The organism is Pseudomonas marginalis, assembly GCF_008692035.1.
Classification (GTDB): Bacteria; Pseudomonadota; Gammaproteobacteria; order Pseudomonadales; family Pseudomonadaceae; genus Aquipseudomonas; species Aquipseudomonas marginalis.
Map to the genome: position 1 here is coordinate 1,549,722 of NZ_VTFG01000001.1, position 22,547 is coordinate 1,572,268.

Here is a 22,547-nt window from a genome sequence, read left to right on the forward strand (position 1 = left end):
TGACCCATGTTCAAATATATTGGCGACATCGTTAAGGGTACCGGTACCCAGTTGCGAAGCCTGGTGATGGTTTTCGGCCATGGCTTTCGTAAACGCGACACCCTGCAATACCCGGAAGAAGCGGTGTACCTGCCGCCGCGCTATCGCGGCCGCATCGTGCTGACCCGCGACCCCGATGGCGAAGAGCGTTGCGTGGCCTGCAACCTGTGCGCCGTGGCGTGCCCGGTGGGTTGCATCTCCCTGCAGAAAGCTGAAACCGAAGACGGTCGCTGGTACCCGGACTTCTTCCGCATCAACTTCTCGCGCTGCATTTTCTGCGGCCTCTGCGAGGAAGCTTGCCCGACCACCGCGATCCAGCTCACACCGGATTTCGAGATGGCCGAGTTCAAACGTCAGGACCTGGTGTACGAGAAAGAAGATCTTTTGATCTCTGGTCCCGGTAAAAACCCTGATTACAACTTCTATCGTGTTGCAGGTATGGCCGTTGCCGGTAAGCCGAAAGGCGCCGCACAAAACGAAGCCGAGCCGATCAACGTGAAGAGCTTGCTGCCTTAAGGAAGAAAGATGGAATTCGCTTTCTATTTCGCATCGGGTATCGCGGTTGTGTCCACGCTTCGCGTGATCACCAACACCAACCCCGTGCACGCCCTGCTCTACCTGATCATTTCGCTGATCGCCGTGGCCATGACCTTCTTCAGCCTCGGCGCACCGTTCGCCGGTGTGCTGGAAGTGATCGCCTACGCCGGCGCCATCATGGTGCTGTTCGTGTTTGTGGTGATGATGCTCAACCTCGGGCCGGCCTCGGTCGCCCAGGAACGCGTCTGGCTCAAGCCCGGCATCTGGCTCGGCCCGGTTGTCCTCGCAGCGCTGCTGCTGGGTGAACTGCTGTATGTGCTGTTCGCTCACCAGAGCGGCCAGGCCATCGGCCATACCACCGTGGACGCGAAAGCCGTGGGCATCAGCCTGTTCGGCCCGTACCTGCTGGTGGTCGAACTGGCGTCGATGCTGCTGCTCGCCGCAGCCATCACTGCCTTCCACTTGGGCCGCAACGAAGCCAAGGAGCAATGACGATGCCTGCTATCCCTTTGGAGCATGGTCTGGCGGTCGCCGGCATCCTGTTCTGCCTTGGCCTGGTCGGCCTGATGGTTCGCCGTAACATTCTGTTCGTGTTGATGAGCCTGGAAATCATGATGAACGCTGCGGCACTGGCGTTCATCGTTGCAGGTGCACGTTGGGGCCAGCCGGATGGACAAGTCATGTTCATCCTGGTGATCAGCCTGGCAGCCGCCGAGGCCAGTATCGGCCTGGCGATCCTGCTGCAACTGTATCGTCGCTTCCACACGCTTGATATCGACGCTGCCAGTGAGATGCGCGGATGAACATGATCTTTCTGACTTTCGTATTTCCCCTGATCGGTTTCCTGCTGCTGTCGTTCTCTCGCGGACGCTGGTCGGAAAACCTTTCGGCCCTGATCGGTGTGGGCTCCATTGGCCTGTCGGCTATCGTTGCCGCCTACGTCATCTGGCAATTCAACGTGGCACCGCCGGAAAGCGGCCACTACACCCTGGTGCTGTGGCAGTGGATGTCGGTGGAAGGCTTCAAGCCCAACTTCGCCCTCTACGTCGACGGCCTGTCGATCACCATGCTTGGCGTGGTGGTGGGCGTGGGCTTCCTGATCCACCTGTTCGCGTCCTGGTACATGCGCGGTGAAGCGGGCTACTCGCGCTTCTTCTCGTACACCAACCTGTTTATCGCCAGCATGCTGTTCCTGGTGCTCGGCGATAACCTGTTGTTCCTGTACTTCGGTTGGGAAGGCGTGGGCCTGTGTTCGTACCTGTTGATCGGTTTCTACTACAGCAACCGCAACAACGGTAACGCGGCACTCAAGGCATTTATCGTCACCCGCATCGGCGACGTGTTCATGGCCATCGGCCTGTTCATCCTGTTCCAACAGGTGGGCACGCTGAACATCCAGGAACTGCTGGTGCTGGCACCGCAGAAATTCCAGGTCGGCGACTTCTGGATCACCCTGGCGACCCTGATGCTGCTGGGCGGCGCCGTGGGTAAATCCGCGCAACTGCCGCTGCAGACCTGGCTGGCGGATGCGATGGCCGGTCCTACCCCGGTGTCGGCACTGATCCACGCCGCAACCATGGTGACCGCCGGTGTCTACCTGATCGCCCGTACCCACGGCCTGTTCACCCTGGCGCCGGACATCCTGCACCTGGTGGGCATCGTCGGCGGCGTGACCCTGGTACTGGCCGGCTTCGCCGCGCTGGTGCAGACCGACATCAAGCGGATCCTCGCCTACTCGACCATGAGCCAGATCGGCTACATGTTCCTGGCCCTGGGCGTCGGCGCCTGGGACGCGGCGATCTTCCACCTGATGACCCACGCCTTCTTCAAGGCCCTGCTGTTCCTGGCCTCCGGTGCGGTGATCGTGGCCTGCCACCACGAGCAGAACATCTTCAAGATGGGCGGCCTGTGGAAGAAACTGCCACTGGCCTACGCCAGCTTCATCGTCGGTGGTGCCGCCCTGGCCGCCCTGCCGCTGGTGACCGCCGGTTTCTACTCCAAGGACGAAATCCTCTGGGAAGCCTTTGCCAGCGGTAACCAGAACCTGCTGTACGCAGGCCTGGTGGGTGCGTTCATGACCTCGCTGTACACCTTCCGCCTGATCTTCATCACCTTCCACGGTGAAGCCAAGACCGAAGCCCACGCAGGCCATGGCATCTCCCACTGGTTGCCACTGTCGGTGCTGATCATCCTGTCGACCTTCATCGGCGCGCTGATCACCCCGCCACTGGCCGGTGTACTGCCGGAAAGCGCCGGCCATGCCGGCGGCGCCGCCAAGCACAGCCTGGAAATCGCCTCGGGCGCCATTGCCATCGCCGGTATCCTGCTGGCGGCCCTGCTGTTCCTCGGCAAGCGTCGCTTCGTGACCGCCGTGGCCAACAGTGGCATCGGCCGTTTCCTCTCGGCCTGGTGGTTCGCGGCCTGGGGCTTCGACTGGCTCTACGACAAACTGTTCGTCAAGCCCTACCTGGCCATCAGTCATGTACTGCGTAAAGACCCGCTCGACCAGACCATCGGTTTGATCCCGCGCGCGGCCAAAGGCGGTCACACCGCCCTGAGCCGTACCGAGACCGGCCAGTTGCGTTGGTATGCGGCTTCCATGGCGGCCGGTGCCGTGCTGGTGATCGGCGCCATCGTTGTGGTAGCGGTCTGATATGAACTTTGCGAACTTGCGAAAGGAAACGAGCCCGTCATGATTCTGCCCTGGCTAATCCTGATCCCCTTTATCGGCGGCCTGCTCTGCTGGATGGGTGAACGCTTCGGCGCCACCCTCCCCCGCTGGATTGCGTTGCTGACCATGTCCCTGGAACTCGCACTCGGCCTCTGGCTGTGGGCCCATGGCGACTATTCATTCGCTCCGGCACCGGGTGTCGATCCGACGTTCGCGCTTGAATTCAAGCACGTGTGGATCCAGCGCTTCGGCATCAACGTGCACCTGGCCCTCGACGGCCTGTCGCTGTTGATGATCCTGCTGACCGGCCTGCTGGGTATCCTCTCGGTACTCTGCTCCTGGAAAGAGATCCAGCGTCACGTGGGCTTCTTCCACCTGAACCTGATGTGGATCCTGGGCGGCGTTGTCGGCGTGTTCCTCGCCCTCGACCTGTTCATGTTCTTCTTCTTCTGGGAAATGATGCTGGTGCCGATGTACTTCCTCATCGCGCTCTGGGGTCACAGTTCTTCGGACGGCAAGAAAACCCGGATCTACGCGGCGACCAAGTTCTTCATCTTCACCCAGGCTTCCGGCCTGATCATGTTGGTGGCGATCCTGGGCCTGGTACTGGTCAACTTCAACTCGACTGGCGTGATTACCTTCAACTACGCCGACCTGTTGAAAACCAAGATGTCCCTGACCACCGAGTACATCCTGATGCTGGGCTTCTTCATCGCCTTCGCGGTGAAGCTGCCGGTGGTGCCGTTCCACTCCTGGCTGCCTGACGCTCACGCCCAGGCGCCGACCGCCGGTTCCGTGGACCTGGCCGGTATCCTGCTGAAGACGGCGGCCTACGGCCTGCTGCGTTTCGCCCTGCCGCTGTTCCCGAATGCCTCGGCCGAGTTCGCGCCGATTGCCATGACCCTCGGTCTGATCGGGATCTTCTACGGTGCGTTCCTGGCATTCGCGCAAACCGACATCAAGCGTCTGATTGCCTTCTCTTCCGTTTCCCACATGGGCTTCGTACTGATCGGTATCTACTCCGGCAGCCAGCTGGCGTTGCAAGGTGCAGTGATCCAGATGCTGGCCCACGGTGTCTCGGCCGCCGCACTGTTTATCCTGAGTGGCCAGTTGTACGAGCGCCTGCACACCCGTGACATGCGTGAGATGGGCGGCGTGTGGTCGCGCATTGCGTACCTGCCGGCGATCAGCCTGTTCTTCGCCGCCGCCTCCCTGGGCTTGCCGGGTACCGGTAACTTCATCGGCGAGTTCCTGATCCTGATGGGTGCCTTCGTGCAAACGCCGTGGATCAGCGCCATTGCTACGTCCGGCCTGGTATTCGGTTCGGTCTACTCGCTGATCATGATCCACCGCGCCTACTTCGGCCCGGCCAAGTCCGACACTGTCCTCAAGGGGATGGATGCTCGCGAACTGATCATGGTGCTCGGCCTTGCGGTATTGCTGATCTACATCGGCGTGTACCCGCAACCGTTCCTGGACACTTCTGCCGCGACGATGCATGGCGTGCAGCAGTGGTTCGGCACCGCCTTCTCTCAACTCGCTTCGGCCCGGTAAGAGCGCTATGGAATTCACGATCCAACACTTTATCGCGCTTGCGCCGCTGCTGATCACCAGCCTCACCATCGTGGTGGTGATGCTGGCGATCGCCTGGCGCCGCAATCATTCACAAACGTTCCTGCTGTCCTGCGCCGGTCTGAACCTGGCCTTGCTGTCGATTATCCCGGCACTCAAGGTCGCGCCACTGGCGGTGACCCCGCTGATGATGGTCGATGACTTCGCGCTGCTGTATATCGCGCTGATCCTCGTCGCCACCCTCGCCTGCGTCACCCTCGCCCACGCCTACCTCGGCGAAGGCGGCACCGGCTACCCGGGCAACCGCGAAGAGCTGTACCTGCTGATCCTGCTGGCTGCGGCCGGCGGTATCGTGCTGGTCAGCGCGCAGCACCTGGCCGGCTTGTTCATCGGCCTGGAACTGCTGTCGATCCCGACCTACGGCCTGGTGGCCTACGCCTTCTTCAACAAGCGCTCCCTGGAAGCCGGCATCAAGTACATGGTGCTGTCGGCCGCCGGCTCCGCGTTCCTGTTGTTCGGCATGGCCCTGCTCTACGCCGAAGCCGGCAGCCTGAGCTTCACCGGTATCGGTCACGCCCTGGCCGCCACCAACAGCCCCGCGCCGATTGCCCAGCTGGGCCTGGCGATGATGCTGATCGGCCTGGCGTTCAAGCTGTCGCTGGTGCCGTTCCACCTGTGGACCCCGGACGTGTACGAAGGCGCCCCGGCGCCGGTGGCGGCGTTCCTGGCGACCGCGTCCAAGGTCGCTGTGTTTGCGGTGATGGTGCGTCTGTTCCAGATCTCGCCTGCCGCCAACACCGGCGTGCTGAGCCACGTACTGACCGTGATCGCCATCGCGTCGATCCTGTTCGGCAACCTGCTGGCGCTGACCCAGAACAACCTCAAGCGTCTGCTGGGTTACTCGTCCATCGCTCACTTCGGCTACCTGCTGATCGCCCTGGTGGCGAGCAAAGGCCTGGCCGTGGAAGCCATCGGCGTGTACCTGGTCACCTACGTGATCACCAGCCTCGGCGCGTTCGGCGTGATCACCCTGATGTCCTCGCCTTACAAAGGCCGTGACGCCGACGCCCTGTACGAATACCGCGGCCTGTTCTGGCGCCGTCCGTACCTGACCGCCGTACTCACCGTGATGATGCTGTCCCTGGCCGGTATCCCGCTGACCGCAGGCTTTATCGGCAAGTTCTACATCGTCGCGACCGGTGTCGAAGCCCACGAGTGGTGGCTGGTTGCGTCCCTGGTGCTGGGCAGTGCCATCGGCGTGTTCTACTACCTGCGCGTGATGGTCACCCTGTACCTGATCGAGCCAAACCTGCGCCGTGTGGATGCCGAGCTGCACTGGGAACAGAAAGCCGGTGGCGTGATGCTGCTGGCTATCGCCCTGCTCGCCTTCTTCCTGGGCGTGTACCCACAACCGTTGCTGACCCTGGTGCAGCACGCGGTGCTGGGGGTTTGATCCCTTAGCGGTATGTGAACCAACAGAAACGGCGCCCCAGGGCGCCGTTTTTGCGTTCTGGGCTGACCTGCAACAGCCCAAAAAAAACGCCCCGAATGTTCGGGGCGTTTTACATTGCAACCGCGTCAGAACGCGATACCGACCTTGACCCCGTACTCATCCCGCTTGAGCCGAGTGTTATCGGCCACTTCGGAATCACCGTCGAGCTTGTATTCGGTGCGGGTGTAGTAAAGGCCCGCCATCACCGGCAGGTCACCCTTCTGGTTCATCAGCAGGCTGACTTCCGCATACGGGTTAGTGCGGTCCTTGAGGTCTACGGTGTCGCTGCCCACGCCGTCCACCTTGAGCTTGGTACGACCATCAATGGTGCGACGTGCACCGGCTTCGAAACGCAGCGTCATGTCATCGAACTGATGGTTGTAGCCCAGGGCTGCCTTGGCGAACGGCGACTTGCTGGTGAGCTCCATGTCGTAGTCGTTCGAGTCCAGCTCATAGCGGGTCCAGCTGTAACCGCCGCCCACGATCACGTCGACGAAGTTGCGCGCATCCAGCGCGGCACGCCAGCCGAGATCCAGGTCGGCCTGGCCTTCCTTGAGTTTGTTATCACTCTTTTTACCGTACTTGGCTTCCACACCTGCCTGGTAGATAAAGCCCGACTCGGCGGTGAGCTTGTTGCCGAAGTTGTAGAAAAGACCGGCTTCGGGCATGTGGTCCTTATCACTTTCACTACCGCCTTCGAGCTTGAAGTCGTTGTAGCTGCCCAGAATCCCAAAGGTAGAAATCGGGTCAGTGGACGGTGCGGCGAACACCACGGCTGGCGCGGCGACCAGCGCCAGCAGTGAGGAATGCTTGAGGAGGTTTCCGAATAGTTTGGACATCGTTTACATCTCCTTGTCTGGTGGGCAAATTATTCAGGAAACGCTTCGAACCCAGGCTGGCACCAAAGGTTCGAAAAAATTTGCCCCCACTTGGAGGTAAAACGGTTCAGCGATCGCTCTGGATCAATACTCCTGGCGTGCAGCCATTACCAAGCCCTCAAGGGTTGAATCAAGCTGAGGGTGAACCGGCACGCGAATCCCAAAGGTAGTGCCCAGTACGTCCAGCAGCTCGTCGGCGCTCTGGATCACACGCTTGTCACTCGGCCGATCCAGGTAGTGAATCCCATAGTGGGCGTTGTTCAAGGTGTGGCGTTCTCCCGCTGCCAGGCGTGCGACTTTCAATTGGCCCACGAACGGCGAACCTGGATGGGTCGAGACGTACCAGTTACCGATTTCGTAGTCGATGTCTGCCTGCACTTGCAGGTCGAACACATACAAGCCACGCCACTCCCCCGCGACCTCGGCCCACAAGGTGTAGCTGCTCTCCTGTTCATTGAGAGTCAGGCGATACGGCTCATGGGCCGTGGCCTGCACGGCCTGCGTGTCCAACTGCAACGGACTGCTGGGCACCATGCCACCAAAGCCGACGTCGGTGATGTAGCGCACGCCGTCCAATGTCACCAGGCTCAGGCGATGGGTACGCGCCGTACGTGCATCCGGCGGCCCCCCCATCACAACCCGCCCGGTAATGCCGCGAGCATCGAAGCCCAGTGCCTGCAACAGCGCCAGGAACATCTGGTTCAACTCATAGCAATACCCACCCCGCCCATCGAACAGGACTTTCTGCTCGACGCTGGGCAAGTCGATCGGCACCGGCAGACGCAACAGGGTCGACAGGCTTTCGAAGGCGAAGGTGCACACATGACGCAGTTGCAAATCCCGCAGGGTCTGCAGGGTGGGCGGTGGTGGCGAGTCGTAACCCAGGCGTTGCAGGTACAGGCGGCTGTGGTTCAGGAGGGTCATGGCGCGATCCTTGGGCGCGGGAGGAATGCGTCACTATGCCGCGCAAGCATGCAGATTGTCATTTTGAGTGAACCTTTTTAAACCGTTCCCTATCCATCTATAACAAGACAGGGAGGCAACATGAGTACCGCAAAAATCTACACCATCCACTACCAACTGCACGGTCAACCGAAGTCCTTTGTGGTGCGTGCCGAAGTGATGAACAACGCCGAGGCCTGGCACTGGGCAGCCGTCGACGCCGACATAGCGCATGTCAGTCGTATCGGCCGGGTCGGCCATGAGCAGGTGAAAAAAACCACGCGCCCATGGGCCGAGAAGTACGGCATCACCGACGTCACCTGGATGCCGCCCAGATAAATAAAAAGCCCCGCTCATTGGCGGGGCCCAGCTCATTTCTTCAAGTCGCCCAACGGATCGTAGGGCGGCTTTTTTTTCCCGTCGTCCTTGGCCTTTTTATCCAGGGGGGCGATGGCCGGACCGATGGGATCAACCTGCGGGTCGGCCACATCGGGCGAGTCCGGATCAAATCCCAGCTCATCCTTGCCGCTGGCGTGTTCGTTGGAGGGCGGTCCATCCGAGCGCTTGTTCATCATGGTCTCCTGTTATAGCGGGCGAGCTTTGTCGTGGAGGTTTTCCAGGTCGTCTTCGACGCGCTCCACATCATCCTGGGCGTCACGCTCTTTCGGGTCATTGGGGCGCAAGGCATCGTTGTCGCGCTCCTCTTCGCCGGGTGTGCGATCGGGGTCCGGGGTACCGGGCGGTGGCTGCTTGTACTCGGGCATGGTGGTTGACCTCAAAGGGGCTACACCGGTTTAGAGAAACTGCCCCAGATCATGGTTCAACTTGATTGCCCCACCACTGACCGCCGACCATGAGAAGATGCCTTCCCCCTACCCGCCCTGGAGACCTGGACCGGATGTTCGAGCTCAAACCCTGCGACCCCGTCACCTACCGCCAACAGACGCGCCGCAGCACCCTGATCGTAGCCGTGCTGTTCGTGGCCCTGGCCATGCTGCTGTCGAGCCTGGCGGTGATGCTGTTCGGCGAACCCGGCGGTGACAACTTCCGCTTCAATGTCGGTGGCGTATTCGCCGGGGTGTTGATAACGGTCGCCCTGCTGCGCGGCCCGTTCCGCACCCAACCGTGGTTGGCACCGGCCGTCTATGGCTGGCAGCTCAAGCGCACCCTGATGCGCGTGACCAACGTGATGCACACCGTCACCGAGCGTGTGCAGGCGAATGATCCGACGGCCATGAAGGTCCTGCGTTTCTATCACCTGGGGCTGACGCAGATGCACGCCCTGGACGCCAACTCCAGTGCCCAGGCGCAGTTGGTGGGGGAAATCGAAGCACATCAGGCGAAGATGCACGTGCTGGGGATCGACACCGAACAAACCCGCTTTGATCCCGCGTGGCTGGAAGGATTGAAACGCACGTAAGTCAGCCGGCTGCCACACGGGTGCGCCAGCAGAACAACGCACTCACCGCAATCGCCGCACCCGCCACGCCAAACACCAGGGGGGCCGAGGCCACCGGCAACAGCAGGCCTGCCAGCAGTGGCCCGAGGCCCGCACCGATGTCACGCCATACCGCATTCGACGCCAGGGCCGACACCCGCAGCGAACCGGGGTTGCGCTCGGCGACCAGGGTGGTCACCAGGGGCAGTTGCAACGCGCGCAGCACCAACACCGCCGCCGCGCCGACAATCACCCAATAGCTGCCGAACGCCGTCAAGGCCAAGGCACTCAGGAACGAAAACAGCAACAACATCGAGGTCGCGCCAAAGCGCTGGGCGGCGTGGCCTCCCAGGGGACTCAGGAGCATTTCCGAGACATAACGCAGGGCCATCAAGCCGCCGGCGATCAGCACCGCATTACCGCCGAGCAGCTTCTGCGCCTGGATCGACAGGCCGAAAATAAACAGTCCGTCCAGCGCCACGCCTTCGATAAACGACCACAGCGCCACGCTGTCGGGCCACTTGAAACGGCGCCCCGGGGTGCTGTGCAAATCATGCCCGGCGCTGGGCAGGCCGCGCGCCATCCACAGCCCCACCAGGCAACAGCCGGCGAGGATCACAAAGATCGGACGCGGCCCGACCCACAGCGTCAGCCAGCCACCGAACGGCAACGCCAGCATCGGCCCCCAGGCGATCAGGGCCCGCGAACGCCCGGCCCGGCGCGCGGCGCCCTCCGGCTCGGAGGTGGCCAATACCTGGGTCGACAGGTTCAACGCAGCGAAACACAGGCCCCACACCAGCCGCAGCCCCAACAACGCGGCAAAGCCCGACAGTACCGAATTACCCAGGGCGCACAGCGTTGCGGCACCGGCGGCGATCATGCAGGTCAGGCGATCGCCGTTGCGCGCGTAGAAATTCAGCACATGGCGGTAACCGAAAATCCGCACCAGCCGGTTGGCCGCCAGCAACACCCCGGCCTGGGCGAGCGTGATGCCGAAGGCCTGGGACTCCATGGGCAGCAGCAGATAGAGCAACACGTCACTGGGCAGGCATAACGCCAGGGTCAACGCAGCACGGCGGGAATGGGTATCGGCAGTGCGGAGGGCCAGGCTGGACATAAATCTGAAACATCCCGAAATATTCAGGTCGCCACGGTAGCCCTCCCGCCGCAGGTTTTACAACGGCTTTTTCCCGTAGGGCAGCAAACGCAGGCCACTGGCCACGGCGCCCACCAGCGCAAACACGCAACCCAGCCACAGCGCATACAGCGGGCCATTGCCCAGGGACAGGTGGAAACACAGCGCCACCAACGACGCCCCCAGCGTCTGCCCCAGCAACCGCGAAATCGCCACGATGCCGCTGGCCCCACCGCTGCGCGCCAACGGCGCACTGGTCATCAAGGCCTTGAGGTTGGGCGACTGGAAGAAGCCGAAACCGGCACCGCACAACGCCATGCGCCAGCCAATATCGAAGGCCGACGCGCCGTGGCCCAAGGTCGCCAACGCGGCCATTCCCACGCTCAACATCAACAGCCCGATACCGCACAGCAGGCCCAGGGACACACGGTCAGCCAGGCGCCCGGCGACCAACGCCATCACCGCCACGACCGCCGGCCACGGTGTCATGAGGAATCCGGTTTCCACCTGGCTATGCCCCAGCACCGCCTGCAACAGAAAGGGCAGCGACACAAAGGCCAGGCCCTGGGCGCTGAAGGCGCAGATCGCCGTCAGGGAAGACAAGGCAAACACCGGCCGCTTGAACAGATCCAACGCCAGCATCGGCGCCGGGTGACCGGCCTGCCGACGCAGCAGCAACGCGCCACACAGCAGCGCCACCGCAATCAAGCCCAGGGTCAACGCCCCCTGCGCACCATGCACCGCCGTGCCCAGCCCCAGCACCAGCAAGGCGAATAACCCGGCACACAGCGCCGCCGCGAGGCGGTCGAAGGCATGCCCGGTCATCGGCAGGGTCGGCAATGAACGCAGGCCCAGTCCCAGGGCCAACAGCCCCAACGGCACATTGATCAGGTACAGCCAGTGCCAGGTCGCCACCGACAGAATCGCCGACGCCGCCGTGGGCCCCAGGGTAAACGCCAGCCCCACCACCAGCGAGTTATAGCCCAGGCCACGCCCGAGCATTTTTGACGGGTAGATATGCCGCAGCAACGCCGTATTGACGCTCATGATCGCCGCCGCTCCCAGCCCCTGCACCACACGGGCGGCGGTCAGGCTGACCAGCGAGCCGGCCAGCCCGCAAAACAGCGACGAGACGATAAACAGCAGCAACCCGCCGAGATACACGCGGCGGTGCCCGAGCACATCGCTGAGGGACGCAAACGGCAGCACCGTGGCGATAATCGCCAACTGGTAGGCATTGACCACCCAGATCACCGAGGCGGAATCGGTGCCAATCCCTTCGGCCAGGGTCGGCAACGCCGTGTTGACGATGGCCGTGTCCAGGGTCGCCATGCCGATCCCCAGGGAAATCGCGATCACGGCCGGCAGGCGTTTATTGAGGGGCAGCCCATCGACGACAGAAGACATGAACCATCCGGACAGGTAACAAAGGCCACTAGCATACGATCAACGGGGATTGATTTCAGTGGCCCATGGCGCCGCTGTCAAAATTTTCATGTTGTTGAACATGGGATTCGCGCCTTATCCCGAATCACGCCTGCCTGTCATCCCCTAATAAACAATCAGGCTCGCAGCAATAGCGGGTTTAAGAAGCCAGGATCCAGGCGTTGGCGCAAAGCATTGTGGAGACGAAGCCGATAACTTATTGGCGGCCATGTCCGGATTCCACCGGCCAATAATGCCGTCCCGACCTGCAACATCCACCGTATCCAGTTGGTTCATCACCTGGTCACGCTTGAGCACTTCCCTGGCCAACATTGTCAGGTTGTCTTGCTGTGAATCGCCCGTCAGGGGGCGCCCCGCGACCTGACAAATTTCCCCCTGTGTCGCATAGGGCGAGCCTGCTGGCCTGAATGCATCGAAATTTTTGTCAAACTCCTGCGCCAGCGCGGCGTCGGACCGCCCCGCATAAGGGTTGGCAGGGTGCCAATGGGCAACAACAGGGGCATGGGTGGCGAAAGATGCACTATGGACAAGAGACACGTGGTGCTGATGAATGATAGCCATGAGTGAGTTTCCTTGATTACTCGACAAATCCGCGCTACATACCGTCGAAAAACGGATATGCAAAGCAGACTGTTGTCTCTGTGGCGACCCACGCCAGGGTGGTTCCGCAGTCGTACGCAGAAACCGCTTCGCCACCCAAGTCCGGACAGCGTTACATACGCGGTCCTTGAAGGATTGCACTCAGGTCCAGGCGTCCGTCCTTGACCGGCGGGCACCAGTAGTAACCACCGGTCAACGGCGTGCTGATGCGATACAGGCCATCGACAATCCCGTCCTCCAACCCGCTCATGCGGCGCAGTTGGGCTTCGAACGCATCGAAGGAATGGCCGAATGCGAGGAACATCAACCCGGCCTGGCCATTGTCGGCCCAGGGCATGGAGCGGCGCACCACGAAGGCTTCCGGGGTGAAGCTTTCCTGGGCGGTACGTTTGGTGTGGGCGGATTCGGGAGCGTCTTCCAGCTCTTCGTTGTCGCCATGGCGGCGGCCGATGATGTGGTCGCGCTCCTGGGCGGGCAACGCGGCGAAGCCATCGAGGTCGTGCTGCCATTGCTGGATCGCGGCGAAGCTGGCACCGCTGTCGGTCAGGGCGGCTTCAACGGCAGCGTCATCGTGGGGGTTTTCGGTGCCGTCTTCGTAGTCGGTGAGGTCGAAGCCGGTCTTGTAGCGGAAGCCTTCGGTCGACTGTACCAGGTGAAACGCCGGGGCCAGGGCCTTCTCGAAAGCGCGACTGCGCAGCAGCAACTCGCCGCGATCGACGCCATGCAGCCACACCCACAGTGCCTGCTGGGTGGACGGGTTGTGCGCGCCCGGTGCGCTCACGGCAGGAAAGCTGCGCAAACCATCAATCGTTGCACCCAGCGCGTTGACCAGCGGCTCGCCAAATCCGACCACTGCCGCCGAATCGGCCAACTGCACCAGCGCGTCCAGCGCAGCGGGCACGGCTGCCAGGGTGTCAACGGCAAAAAACAGATGGCGTGCCTGCAAAGGCACCGGTGCGGCAAGAATGCCCGGCTGGTACTGACTCATGTGAACTCCTTCAAGAAAGGCGCGCAGTCTACTATCTCGAAGAGCAGGCGACACGCCCCGGTGTGTAGTGCAACGCGCACAAGCCTTGCCATAGAGCCCTGTGTTGGGTGACTCTCTAGTCATGTTTTGCAACTATTTCAGGGGTAGTGCCATGACCACCAGCAACCTGCTCGCCCAGCTGTTTCCCACCAGCGTCGCCGATATTCCCGAGCAATACCGCCTGGCGGCGCCCATCGAACAGCGTGACTACCTGGTGGATGGCCAGTTGCAGGTGTGGAACGGCCCCTTGGCCCAGGTGCAGAGCCCGGTGCAATTGGGCGACCGCCGCGTGGTGATCGGCAGCACGCCGTTGCTGGATGCCGACACCGCCCTCACCGCCCTCGATGCCGCCGTGCGCGCTTATGATCGTGGCCAGGGTGAATGGCCGACGATGCGCGTGGTGGAGCGTATCCAGCACGTCGAGGCGTTTTTGCGACGTATGCGCGAACAGCGCGACGCAGTGGTCACCCTGCTGATGTGGGAGATCGGCAAGAACCTCAAGGACTCGCAGAAAGAGTTCGACCGCACCTGCGACTACATCACCGACACCATCAATGCCCTCAAGGAACTCGACCGCCGCAGCAGCCGCTTCGAGTTGGAACAGGACACCCTCGGGCAAATCCGCCGCGTGCCCCTGGGCGTGGCGCTGTGCATGGGCCCCTACAACTACCCGCTCAACGAGACGTTTACCACGCTGATCCCGGCGCTGATCATGGGTAATACCGTGGTGTTCAAGCCGGCCAAACTCGGTGTGCTGCTGATCCGTCCGTTGCTGGAAGCCTTCCGCGACAGCTTCCCGGCCGGAGTGATCAACGTGATCTACGGCAGCGGCCGCGAAACCGTCAGTGCGTTGATGGCCAGCGGCAAGATCGACATCTTTGCCTTTATCGGCACCAACAAGGCCGCCAGTGACTTGAAAAAACTGCACCCCAAGCCGCACCGCCTGCGTGCGGCCCTGGGCCTGGATGCGAAAAACCCCGGCATCGTGCTGCCCGAGGTGGACCTGGACAACGCCGTCAGCGAGGCCGTCACCGGTTCGCTGTCCTTCAACGGCCAGCGCTGCACCGCGCTGAAAATCCTGTTTGTGCATGAAGACGTGGTCGACAGCTTCATCGAGAAATTCAACCGCAAGCTGGAGACCCTCAAGCCCGGCATGCCCTGGGAAGACGGGGTTTCACTGACACCGCTGCCGGAAGTCGGCAAGGTGGATTACCTCAACGAGCTGGTGGCCGATGCCCAACAACACGGCGCCCACGTGGTGAATGCCAATGGCGGTACCCATCGTGGTTCGTTCTTCTATCCGGCGGTGCTGTACCCGGTGAATCCGCAGATGCGCGTGTACCACGAGGAACAATTCGGCCCGGTGGTGCCCATCGTGCCCTACCGCGATCTGGAGACGGTGATCGAGTACGTACTCGACTCGGACTTCGGCCAGCAATTGAGTATTTTCGGCACCAACGCCGTGGAAGTCGGACGCCTGGTGGACACCTTCGCCAACCAGGTCGGCCGCATCAATATCAACGCCCAGTGCCAGCGCGGCCCGGACACTTTCCCGTTCAACGGGCGCAAGAACTCGGCCGAAGGCACGCTGTCGGTACATGACGCGCTGCGCGTGTTTTCGATCCGCACCCTGGTGGCGACCAAGTTCCAGGAAAGCAACAAGGCGCTGGTCAGCGATATCCTGCGCAACCGTGACTCAAGCTTCCTGACCACCGACTATATCTTCTAAGCACAATGCCGATCTCAATGTGGGAGGGGACCGCCCCCTCCCACATTTGGATTGTGTACATATCCAAAACCGAGGCCACTTTAATTACCGATGAACCTGCCACTCTTCGCCCGGCGCCTGCTGCGCCCCTTGCTCGACCCCTACCGCCGCTATCGCCACGCCAAGCTGATCCACGCCGTGCGCGTGTCCATCGGCTTGCTGGCGACGATCCTGCTGACCACCGGCATCAACCTGCCCCATGGTGAATGGGCATCGGTGACCATGCTGGTGGTGATCGGCGGTTTGCAACACCACGGCAATATCGGCAAGAAAGCCGTTGAGCGTGCCTATGGCACGCTGATCGGTGCCAGCGTCGGTCTGCTGCTGGTGGTGCAGGAGGCGTATGTCGGCCAGCCGCTGCTCACCTACCTGCTGATGTCGGTGGTGTGCGGGTTTTTTTCCTATCACGCCATCGGCAAGGGCGGGTACACGGCGCTGTTGTCCGCGATCACGGTGTTTATCGTCGCGGGGCACGGTGACAACCCGTTGTCGGACGGGCTGTGGCGCACCGTGGATATCCTGATCGGCATTGCCTTGGCGTTGGCGTTTTCCTTCGCCCTGCCGCTGTATGCCGTGTATTCCTGGCGCTACAACCTGGCCAGCGCCTTGCGTGATTGCGCCCAGATCTACAGCCGGATCATCAATGGCCAGTCGGTCACCGACGATGAACACCTGAAGCTGCTCAACCGCCTGAATGCGGCAATGCTGCAATTGCGCTCGCTGATGCCGTCGGTGTCCAAGGAAGTGCGCATCTCCATGACCGAGCTGGACGCGATCCAACGCCACCTGCGCATGTGCATCAGCACCCTGGAGATTCTCGGCAACACCCGCCCGGACCCGCGGGACGAACAGGCGATGGCGCGCATGCAAGTGATGTTGAAAGCCGAGCATCGACAGATTCGCGTGCAGTTGGTGGGGATGGCGCGGGCATTGAAGTCCGGGGTTACGGAGCGGCTGGAGCGCCCCAGCCCTGTCAGCGGCGGCGAGCCCAGCCTGGACGCGCCGGTTTACAGCGCGCTGGATGGGTATCGATTGTTGACCGTGCAACTGGCGGCGAATGTGGACGCGATGCGCCAACGCCTGGCTAAAAGCGCCGGTCGCTGGAAGATCTAGAAAGGGAGTCGGTTGACCTGTTTACCCAGCTCAACAGTTTCACACTTTCTCTTACATTTTTTTCACGTTTTATTCACATCCCGGGACGTAGGGTGAAGCCTCATCCGTTACAAACGTTGCACATCAAGCCCGCCGCCCCAGCGGGCTTTTTTTTGCCTGGGATTTCTCAGCGCGAGGCCTTGGCGGCCGGCGCTGTCGCCTGTTCACGAATGGCACGCTGGGTGTCCAGCACCTTGGCCAACGCGTTTTCGGCTTCGGGGCTTTGCTGCGGCACACGAATCGCCGCCGAGACCAGGGTGATCAGCTTGGCCATCACCTCGGCATCCGTCGCCGGGCGGCCCAGGCTCATGGAGTTCATCAGCAGGCGCAATTCGGTACCGGCCATGACCCCGGAAATCGCCTTGAGGGCAAATTGCAGGCGCACCCCCAGCTCGTTGCGCGGCAAGTCCGGCAAGGCCAGGGCGAAGGCTTCGAAGAAGCGTTGGAACACCGGTTGGTAATGCACCTTGAGGTATTCCTGGATAAACGGCGAGGTGTCGCTGTACACCCGCCCGAGGAAACGGATGAACGAACGGCCTTCTCCGCTCGCCGGGTCGCTGCGTTCCAGGCCCATGGCCGGGGCGAAGAGCACGCCGAGCAAGGTGTCGCAGTCGAGGGGGCCGTCGGATTCGGCCTCACAGCGCGCCAGCAATTCCAGGCGCTGCTCGTTGAGCGGCTCCAGGCGTTGCATCAGCAGGGTCTTCATCAGGGAGTCCTTGTCCCCGAAGTGGTAGTTCACCGCAGCCAGGTTCACCTGGGCGCGCTCGGTAATCTGCCGCAGCAGCACGGCGTCATAGCCGTATTTGATGAAGAGAGCCTCTGTCGCATCCAGCAATCGAGTCTTGGTAACGTTTGGAGCGCTGAGTTTCTTCGCGACCATAAGGGTTCCACGGCGGAAATATTGTTTTAAAAAATAATTTGATTTTTTATACCGGTGTGGCCGGTCGAAAGCAAGTAGTGACACACCGCCATACTATCCAAAGCCTTTGCCCATGGGGATTCTCAGGCAAGCCACGGACCTTTCGGTAGACCCCCGTACCGGCGAGGGAAATCTTTTCAAAGCGTAAAACCGCTCTACATCCACGGCTGGCGAAGCATCGGGAACACGGTTAGTATTCAAACAATATTTTAAAAACAAGAAATAAAACCAGTCCGTGACGCGAACCAGATAGCTCCCGAACTTGTTACAAAGATTTACAAAGGGCGCATGACGGCAGCGTCGAGACTGCAGGCGTAGTCACGATGACAGATACCCCCGCGCACCCAGGCTTGATTTCCCTGCAAGGCATCGGCAAGCGCTATCAGCTCGCCGGGCAGGAACTGACCATTCTCAATGAGGTGTGCCTGTCCATCGAGCGCGGTGACAGCTGCGGCATCCTCGGCGCCTCGGGCTCCGGCAAAAGCACCCTGCTCAATATCCTCGGCCTGCTGGACCTGCCCAATTGCGGCCAGTACCATTTTGCCGGCCACGATATTTTCAGTGCATCCCCGGACGAACTGGCGGCGATCCGCAACCAGCAGATCGGCTTTGTGTTCCAGAGCTTCAACCTGCTGCCGCGCCTCAGCGCCCTGGACAACGTCGCCCTGCCCCTGAGCTATCGCGGTGTATCGCGGCATGAATCGGTGGCGCAGGCCCTGCGCATGCTCGAACAGGTCGGGCTGGCGGAACGCGCCCACCATCGCCCCGCCGACCTCTCCGGCGGCCAGCGCCAGCGTGTGGCGATTGCCCGTGCATTGGTGGGCAAGCCTTCGGTGATCCTGGCCGACGAGCCCACCGGCAACCTCGACAGCAGCACCGCCCAGGACATCATGGACCTGCTGCTGGCATTGAACCGCGAGCAACAGGTCACACTGATCATCGTCACCCACGACCCGCATATCGCCGAACGCCTGGAGCGCAAGATCCTGGTGCGCAACGGCGTAGTGCACGAGGCCGGGCGCCTATGAGCCTGCGGGTCGAACAGAGCTTCAGCCAACTGCTGCATGAAGCCTTCGTCAGCCTGCGCACCCTGGGCAAGCGCTCGGTGCTGGCCCTGCTGGGCATCGTCATCGGCAGTTCGTCGGTGGTGGCGCTGATCAATATCGGCCATAACGCGGCGGTGGATGCCGCGATGATTTTCAAGGACATGGGCACCGACACCCTGGTCGCCCAGTTCCCTCCCAAGGGCAGCAGCACGGTCCCCGCGCCCGCGAGGCTCGACCTGGATGCCGTGCGCCAGGCCGTGCCGGGCATTGCCCATATCGGCGCGCTGACCTTGTTCAGCGGGCCCATCGTGTTCCATGGCCGTACCACTAACGCCAACCTCGTCGGCAGCACACCGGACATCCAGGCGGCGATGCGCCTGGTGGTACGGCAGGGGCGCTTCCTGTCGAGCTTCGACGCCAACGAAACCTATGGCGTGATCGGTGACCAACTGGCCCAGGCCCTCGGAGCGCCGGGCGATCCGCTGCAACTGGGCGACCGCGTGCGCATCAACGACTACCTGTTCCTGGTGGTGGGCATTCTGCAGAACCAGCCCAGGGCAATGCTGATGCCGGTACAGGCCAACGAGTCGTTGTTCATTCCCGCCGAAGGCATGCGCCGCATCCATGCCATGCCGCAGATCGGCAATGTGATTATCCGCGCCGCGCCCGGCCAGGACATGGAACACATTGCCACTGAAGCCGCCAGCGCCTTGCAGACCCAACTCACCGACCACACGGTCGACATCCAGGTGCCCCAGCAAATGATCGACGGCATGACCCGGCAAAGCCGCACCTTCGCCTACCTGCTGCTGGCCCTCGGTGCCATTTCCCTGGTCGGCGGCGGCGTAGGCGTGATGAATGTGATGCTGATGAACGTGTCGGAACGCCGTCGTGAGATCGGCATTCGCATGGCCCTGGGCGCTCGCCAGCGCGACATCCGCAACCTGTTCCTGCTCGAAGCCGTCACCCTCACCGCCGTCGGCGCGCTGTGCGGTGCGGTACTTGGCATGACCGCCGCCTGGCTCTATGCCTGGCTGTCGGGCTGGCTATTCGACCTGGCCGTCGCCGCCCTGCCCCTGGGCGTGGGCAGTACGTTGCTGGTGGGCTTGTTCTTTGGCATCTACCCGGCGGTGTCGGCCTCACGGTTGCAGCCGGTGGAGGCCTTGCGCGATGAGTAAATGGCTGGGGTTGCTCGTGTTGATCAGCCTGCACGGCATGGCCGCCGAGGTGGTCATCAAGCCGTCGGCCCCCAGCAGCACCCGCAGCGGTTACGACCGGGGCGTGTCCTTGAATGCCCAGGTCACCAGCATGACCCTGGGTGACGCCGTGTACCTGGGCCTGCGCAACAACCCGGCAATCCGCAGCGCCTACCTGCAACGGGTGGCGCAGAAGTTCGACCTGCGCGTCGCCGAAGACGTGTTCAACCCCAAGCTCACCCTTAACAGCTATTACCGCAGCACCCGTGGCTCCCAGGACAGTGCGCGCAATGCCAACGTGGCGCCGGCCACCAGCTTGCTCAGTGAGTACGGCACCCGCCTGAGCATGGCCTGGACCCAGCAGCTGAACAACGCCGACCGCGCCGGCCGCTACCGCAGCGACGGCCTCGACCTGGCGATCATCCAGCCGTTGATGCGCGGCGCCGGCTGGGACGCCACCACCGCACCGTTGCGCCTGGCGCGCCTGTCGGAGCAGGCCAACCGCCTGAACCTCAAGGCGACCGTGGCGCAGACCATCAGCCAGATCATCGCCACCTACCGCGAACTGCTGCGGGCCCAGGAGCAACTGAGCATCGTACAGGACGCCCTCAAGCGCTCCGGCACCTTGCTGGAGGTGAACAAAGCCTTGATCAGCGCCGGGCGCATGGCCGAATTCGAGATCGTGCAGACCGAAGCCGATATCGCCACCCAGCAACTGGGCGTCGAAGAAGCGCAGAACCAACTGGACACCAACCGCCTGGCCTTGCTGCGCCTGCTGGCCCTGGACCTGTCGACGCCGATTCGCGCCACCGAAGCCCTGGAGGCCAAGCCCATGCAGATCGACAAACGCCAGGCCTTCAACCTGGCGCAGACCCAGCAACCGGAATACCTCGCCGCCCTGCTCGGCAGCCAGCAGGCCGACCTCAACCTGGTGATCGCCAAGGACTCCGGGCGCTGGCAGGTGGACCTGGTGGCCGGCGCAAACCAGATACGCGACGCCTACAATAACGACGGCGGCAGCACCAACAACCGGACCTGGGACAGCTACGCCGGGGTGCAGGTGCAGATCCCCATCGGCGACATCAGCACGCGCCAGGCCGAAGTGCGCGCGCGGGTCAATGTGGAGGACCAGGAGATCCGCATCACCGACGCCCGCCAGGAACTGGAACGCAACGTCAACGACGTGGTACGCGACCTCGGCACCCGCTGGCGCCAGTATGAAATCTCCCAGCGCGCGGTGGAGTTGTCGCGGCGCAAGATCGAGATCGAACGCGAGAAACTCAGCGCCGGGCGCTCCACCAACTTCCAGGTGCTGAGCTTCGAGACCGACCTGCGCAATGCCGAAAACGCGCAGCTCAACGCCCTGATCGCTTATTTGAACGCCCAGACCCAGCTCGACTTGACCCTGGGCATGACGCTGGAAAGTTGGGAAATCGCCCTCAATGACTACTAATCGAAAACGCCTGCTGGGCGTCGCATTGATTCTGCTGCTGGCCGGCGCGGGGCTGGCCCTGCGCAGCCCCGCAGAAGGCCCGGCCGGCGCCACCGAACAATGGCTGGCCGTCAAGCCCGACCCGCTGGTGCACCAGATCGGCCTGGTGGGCAAGATAGAACCCGACACCACCCTCACCCTCACGGCGCCGTTCGACGGTAACGTGCAGGCCAATCTGGTGGAGCAAGGCCAGCGGGTCGAGGCTGGCCAGGTGCTGTTGCGCATGGACCCGGCCACCCTTGAGGTGCAGTTGCGCGACGCCCTCTCCGCCCAGCTCAAGGCCCGCCGCGCCGTGCAAGAGCTGCAGGACTGGGACAGCGGCCCCACCGTCAGCCGTGCGCGCCGCAGCCTGCGCACCGCCGAGATGACCGCCGGCAACACCCAACGCAAACTCACCGAAAGCGAAAACCTGTTCAAGCGCGGCATCATCCCGCGCAATGAGCTGGACGACCTCAAGCAACAGGCTCAGCAACAGCAACTGGACCTCGCCTCCGCCCGCAGCGAACTGCAACAGGCCCTCGACCAGGGCAAGGGCGAATACCGCCAGATCGCCGACATGGAACTGACCAACGCCACGGTGAAATACGAGGCCTTGCGTACCCTGCTCGCAGGCAAGGAGGTGAAGGCGCCGTTCTCCGGCATCGTGGTGCCCGCCCCCGGCAACAATACGCCCCAAAGCGGCAACACCAACGCGCCGATTCAGGCCGGCAGCAAGGTCAGCCAGGGCCAGGTGCTGTTCGGCCTGGCCAATATCGAGCGGCTGAAAATCGTCGCCAAGGTGTCTGAGCTGGACATCAACCAGCTGCACCAAGGCCAGGCGGTGGAAGTGCTGGGCGATGGTTTTGACGGGGAACGGTTGAGCGGCTCGGTGAGCGTGGTCAGCGGCCTGGCGATTGCCAGCGACAGCCAGGGCAGCGCGCAGTTTCCGGTGACGTTGTCGATCCCCAGGCTGACCCCGCAACAGTTGCAGCGGGTGCGCCTGGGGATGAGTGCGCGGTTGACCATCGTCACTTACAACAATGCGCAGGCGATAGTGATTCCGAGCGAGGCGATCCAGGCGGACAGGACGGTGGAGTATCGAGAAGCGATGGATAAGCCGGTGGAGCGGGTGAAGGTGACTACCGGGCAATCGACGCCGCAGGGGGTGGAAGTGTTCGGCCTAAAACCCGGTTTCGTAAAGACCTCAAGATAAATGGA

Annotated in this window: 23 protein-coding genes; 14 read left to right on the forward strand and 9 right to left on the reverse strand. The window is 62.3% G+C overall.

What is annotated here, in order from left to right:
* The first annotated feature begins 6 nt into the window (after nucleotides 1-6).
* The 6 genes from nuoI to nuoN are packed head-to-tail and all read left to right on the forward strand — an operon-like array spanning nucleotide 7 to nucleotide 6,272.
* The gene (gene nuoI / locus FX984_RS06905) at nucleotides 7-555 is read left to right on the forward strand and encodes an NADH-quinone oxidoreductase subunit NuoI (RefSeq protein WP_003174725.1); all 549 of its coding nucleotides are present in this window, start codon (nucleotides 7-9) and stop codon (nucleotides 553-555) included.
* Between the two features lie 9 nt (nucleotides 556-564).
* Nucleotides 565-1,068 (forward strand): NADH-quinone oxidoreductase subunit J, encoded by a 504-nt coding sequence (gene nuoJ, locus FX984_RS06910; RefSeq protein WP_003174726.1) that lies wholly within the window; start codon nucleotides 565-567, stop codon nucleotides 1,066-1,068.
* A gap of 2 nt (nucleotides 1,069-1,070) precedes the next feature.
* Nucleotides 1,071-1,379: an NADH-quinone oxidoreductase subunit NuoK gene (gene nuoK / locus FX984_RS06915; protein ID WP_003174727.1), complete on the forward strand. Its 309-nt coding sequence runs from the start codon at nucleotides 1,071-1,073 to the stop codon at nucleotides 1,377-1,379.
* A complete protein-coding gene (gene nuoL / locus FX984_RS06920) occupies nucleotides 1,376-3,229 on the forward strand; it encodes an NADH-quinone oxidoreductase subunit L (RefSeq protein ID WP_027606323.1) in 1,854 nt (617 codons plus the stop codon). The genes nuoK and nuoL overlap by 4 nt, the downstream gene beginning before the upstream one ends.
* A gap of 39 nt (nucleotides 3,230-3,268) precedes the next feature.
* On the forward strand, nucleotides 3,269-4,801 hold the full coding sequence (gene nuoM / locus FX984_RS06925; RefSeq protein ID WP_017527174.1) for an NADH-quinone oxidoreductase subunit M: 1,533 nt from the start codon (nucleotides 3,269-3,271) through the stop codon (nucleotides 4,799-4,801).
* A gap of 7 nt (nucleotides 4,802-4,808) precedes the next feature.
* A complete protein-coding gene (gene nuoN / locus FX984_RS06930) occupies nucleotides 4,809-6,272 on the forward strand; it encodes an NADH-quinone oxidoreductase subunit NuoN (protein WP_115488810.1) in 1,464 nt (487 codons plus the stop codon).
* 125 nt (nucleotides 6,273-6,397) lie between these two features.
* Here nuoN and FX984_RS06935 read toward each other — a convergent pair whose 3' ends face one another.
* Both FX984_RS06935 and FX984_RS06940 read right to left on the reverse strand, forming a co-directional pair.
* Nucleotides 6,398-7,150 carry an outer membrane beta-barrel protein gene (locus FX984_RS06935; RefSeq protein WP_108572674.1) on the reverse strand — a complete coding sequence of 251 codons (753 nt, stop codon included), beginning with the start codon at nucleotides 7,148-7,150 and terminating at the stop codon, nucleotides 6,398-6,400.
* A gap of 123 nt (nucleotides 7,151-7,273) precedes the next feature.
* Nucleotides 7,274-8,113, reverse strand: a complete 840-nt coding sequence (locus FX984_RS06940; RefSeq protein WP_027606321.1) for an arylamine N-acetyltransferase family protein — start codon at nucleotides 8,111-8,113, stop codon at nucleotides 7,274-7,276.
* A gap of 120 nt (nucleotides 8,114-8,233) precedes the next feature.
* Here FX984_RS06940 and FX984_RS06945 point away from each other — a divergent pair, with 120 nt between their 5' ends.
* Nucleotides 8,234-8,470 (forward strand): DUF6555 family protein, encoded by a 237-nt coding sequence (locus tag FX984_RS06945; protein ID WP_027606320.1) that lies wholly within the window; start codon nucleotides 8,234-8,236, stop codon nucleotides 8,468-8,470.
* Between the two features lie 32 nt (nucleotides 8,471-8,502).
* Here FX984_RS06945 and FX984_RS06950 read toward each other — a convergent pair whose 3' ends face one another.
* Both FX984_RS06950 and FX984_RS06955 read right to left on the reverse strand, forming a co-directional pair.
* A complete protein-coding gene (locus tag FX984_RS06950) occupies nucleotides 8,503-8,703 on the reverse strand; it encodes a DUF6021 family protein (RefSeq protein WP_027606319.1) in 201 nt (66 codons plus the stop codon).
* Between the two features lie 12 nt (nucleotides 8,704-8,715).
* Entirely contained in the window at nucleotides 8,716-8,895 is a 180-nt protein-coding gene (locus tag FX984_RS06955) for a hypothetical protein (protein ID WP_027606318.1), read from the reverse strand.
* A 134-nt stretch (nucleotides 8,896-9,029) separates the two neighbouring features.
* Between FX984_RS06955 and FX984_RS06960 the strand changes: the two genes are divergently transcribed.
* The gene (locus FX984_RS06960) at nucleotides 9,030-9,551 is read left to right on the forward strand and encodes a DUF3087 domain-containing protein (protein ID WP_098479170.1); all 522 of its coding nucleotides are present in this window, start codon (nucleotides 9,030-9,032) and stop codon (nucleotides 9,549-9,551) included.
* Nucleotide 9,552: 1 nt separating this feature from the next.
* Here the strand turns inward: FX984_RS06960 and FX984_RS06965 are convergent, their stop codons facing one another.
* The 4 genes from FX984_RS06965 to FX984_RS06980 all read right to left on the reverse strand — a co-directional run bounded on the left by FX984_RS06965 (nucleotide 9,553) and on the right by FX984_RS06980 (nucleotide 13,738).
* Nucleotides 9,553-10,686 carry an MFS transporter gene (locus FX984_RS06965; protein ID WP_027606316.1) on the reverse strand — a complete coding sequence of 378 codons (1,134 nt, stop codon included), beginning with the start codon at nucleotides 10,684-10,686 and terminating at the stop codon, nucleotides 9,553-9,555.
* 57 nt (nucleotides 10,687-10,743) lie between these two features.
* The gene (locus tag FX984_RS06970) at nucleotides 10,744-12,111 is read right to left on the reverse strand and encodes an MFS transporter (protein ID WP_027606315.1); all 1,368 of its coding nucleotides are present in this window, start codon (nucleotides 12,109-12,111) and stop codon (nucleotides 10,744-10,746) included.
* A gap of 144 nt (nucleotides 12,112-12,255) precedes the next feature.
* Nucleotides 12,256-12,711, reverse strand: a complete 456-nt coding sequence (locus FX984_RS06975; protein WP_092357624.1) for a hypothetical protein — start codon at nucleotides 12,709-12,711, stop codon at nucleotides 12,256-12,258.
* Nucleotides 12,712-12,862: 151 nt separating this feature from the next.
* Nucleotides 12,863-13,738 carry a Dyp-type peroxidase gene (locus FX984_RS06980; protein ID WP_146477134.1) on the reverse strand — a complete coding sequence of 292 codons (876 nt, stop codon included), beginning with the start codon at nucleotides 13,736-13,738 and terminating at the stop codon, nucleotides 12,863-12,865.
* A gap of 151 nt (nucleotides 13,739-13,889) precedes the next feature.
* Here FX984_RS06980 and FX984_RS06985 point away from each other — a divergent pair, with 151 nt between their 5' ends.
* Nucleotides 13,890-15,506, forward strand: a complete 1,617-nt coding sequence (locus FX984_RS06985; RefSeq protein ID WP_146477132.1) for an NADP-dependent glyceraldehyde-3-phosphate dehydrogenase — start codon at nucleotides 13,890-13,892, stop codon at nucleotides 15,504-15,506.
* A gap of 90 nt (nucleotides 15,507-15,596) precedes the next feature.
* Nucleotides 15,597-16,658 (forward strand): FUSC family protein, encoded by a 1,062-nt coding sequence (locus FX984_RS06990; protein WP_065927053.1) that lies wholly within the window; start codon nucleotides 15,597-15,599, stop codon nucleotides 16,656-16,658.
* A gap of 166 nt (nucleotides 16,659-16,824) precedes the next feature.
* Here the strand turns inward: FX984_RS06990 and FX984_RS06995 are convergent, their stop codons facing one another.
* Complete coding sequence (locus tag FX984_RS06995; protein ID WP_027606310.1) at nucleotides 16,825-17,577, reverse strand: TetR/AcrR family transcriptional regulator; 753 nt, start codon at nucleotides 17,575-17,577, stop codon at nucleotides 16,825-16,827.
* A 362-nt stretch (nucleotides 17,578-17,939) separates the two neighbouring features.
* Between FX984_RS06995 and FX984_RS07000 the strand changes: the two genes are divergently transcribed.
* The 4 genes from FX984_RS07000 to FX984_RS07015 are packed head-to-tail and all read left to right on the forward strand — an operon-like array spanning nucleotide 17,940 to nucleotide 22,542.
* Nucleotides 17,940-18,644, forward strand: coding sequence for an ABC transporter ATP-binding protein (locus FX984_RS07000; protein ID WP_027606309.1), 705 nt, complete (start codon nucleotides 17,940-17,942; stop codon nucleotides 18,642-18,644).
* Nucleotides 18,641-19,840 carry an ABC transporter permease gene (locus FX984_RS07005; RefSeq protein ID WP_027606308.1) on the forward strand — a complete coding sequence of 400 codons (1,200 nt, stop codon included), beginning with the start codon at nucleotides 18,641-18,643 and terminating at the stop codon, nucleotides 19,838-19,840. The genes FX984_RS07000 and FX984_RS07005 overlap by 4 nt, the downstream gene beginning before the upstream one ends.
* Nucleotides 19,833-21,311, forward strand: a complete 1,479-nt coding sequence (locus tag FX984_RS07010) for a TolC family protein (RefSeq protein ID WP_146477130.1) — start codon at nucleotides 19,833-19,835, stop codon at nucleotides 21,309-21,311. Before FX984_RS07005 ends, FX984_RS07010 begins: the two co-directional genes overlap by 8 nt.
* Nucleotides 21,301-22,542, forward strand: coding sequence for an efflux RND transporter periplasmic adaptor subunit (locus tag FX984_RS07015; RefSeq protein ID WP_092357630.1), 1,242 nt, complete (start codon nucleotides 21,301-21,303; stop codon nucleotides 22,540-22,542). The genes FX984_RS07010 and FX984_RS07015 overlap by 11 nt, the downstream gene beginning before the upstream one ends.
* Nucleotides 22,543-22,547: the final 5 nt, after the last annotated feature.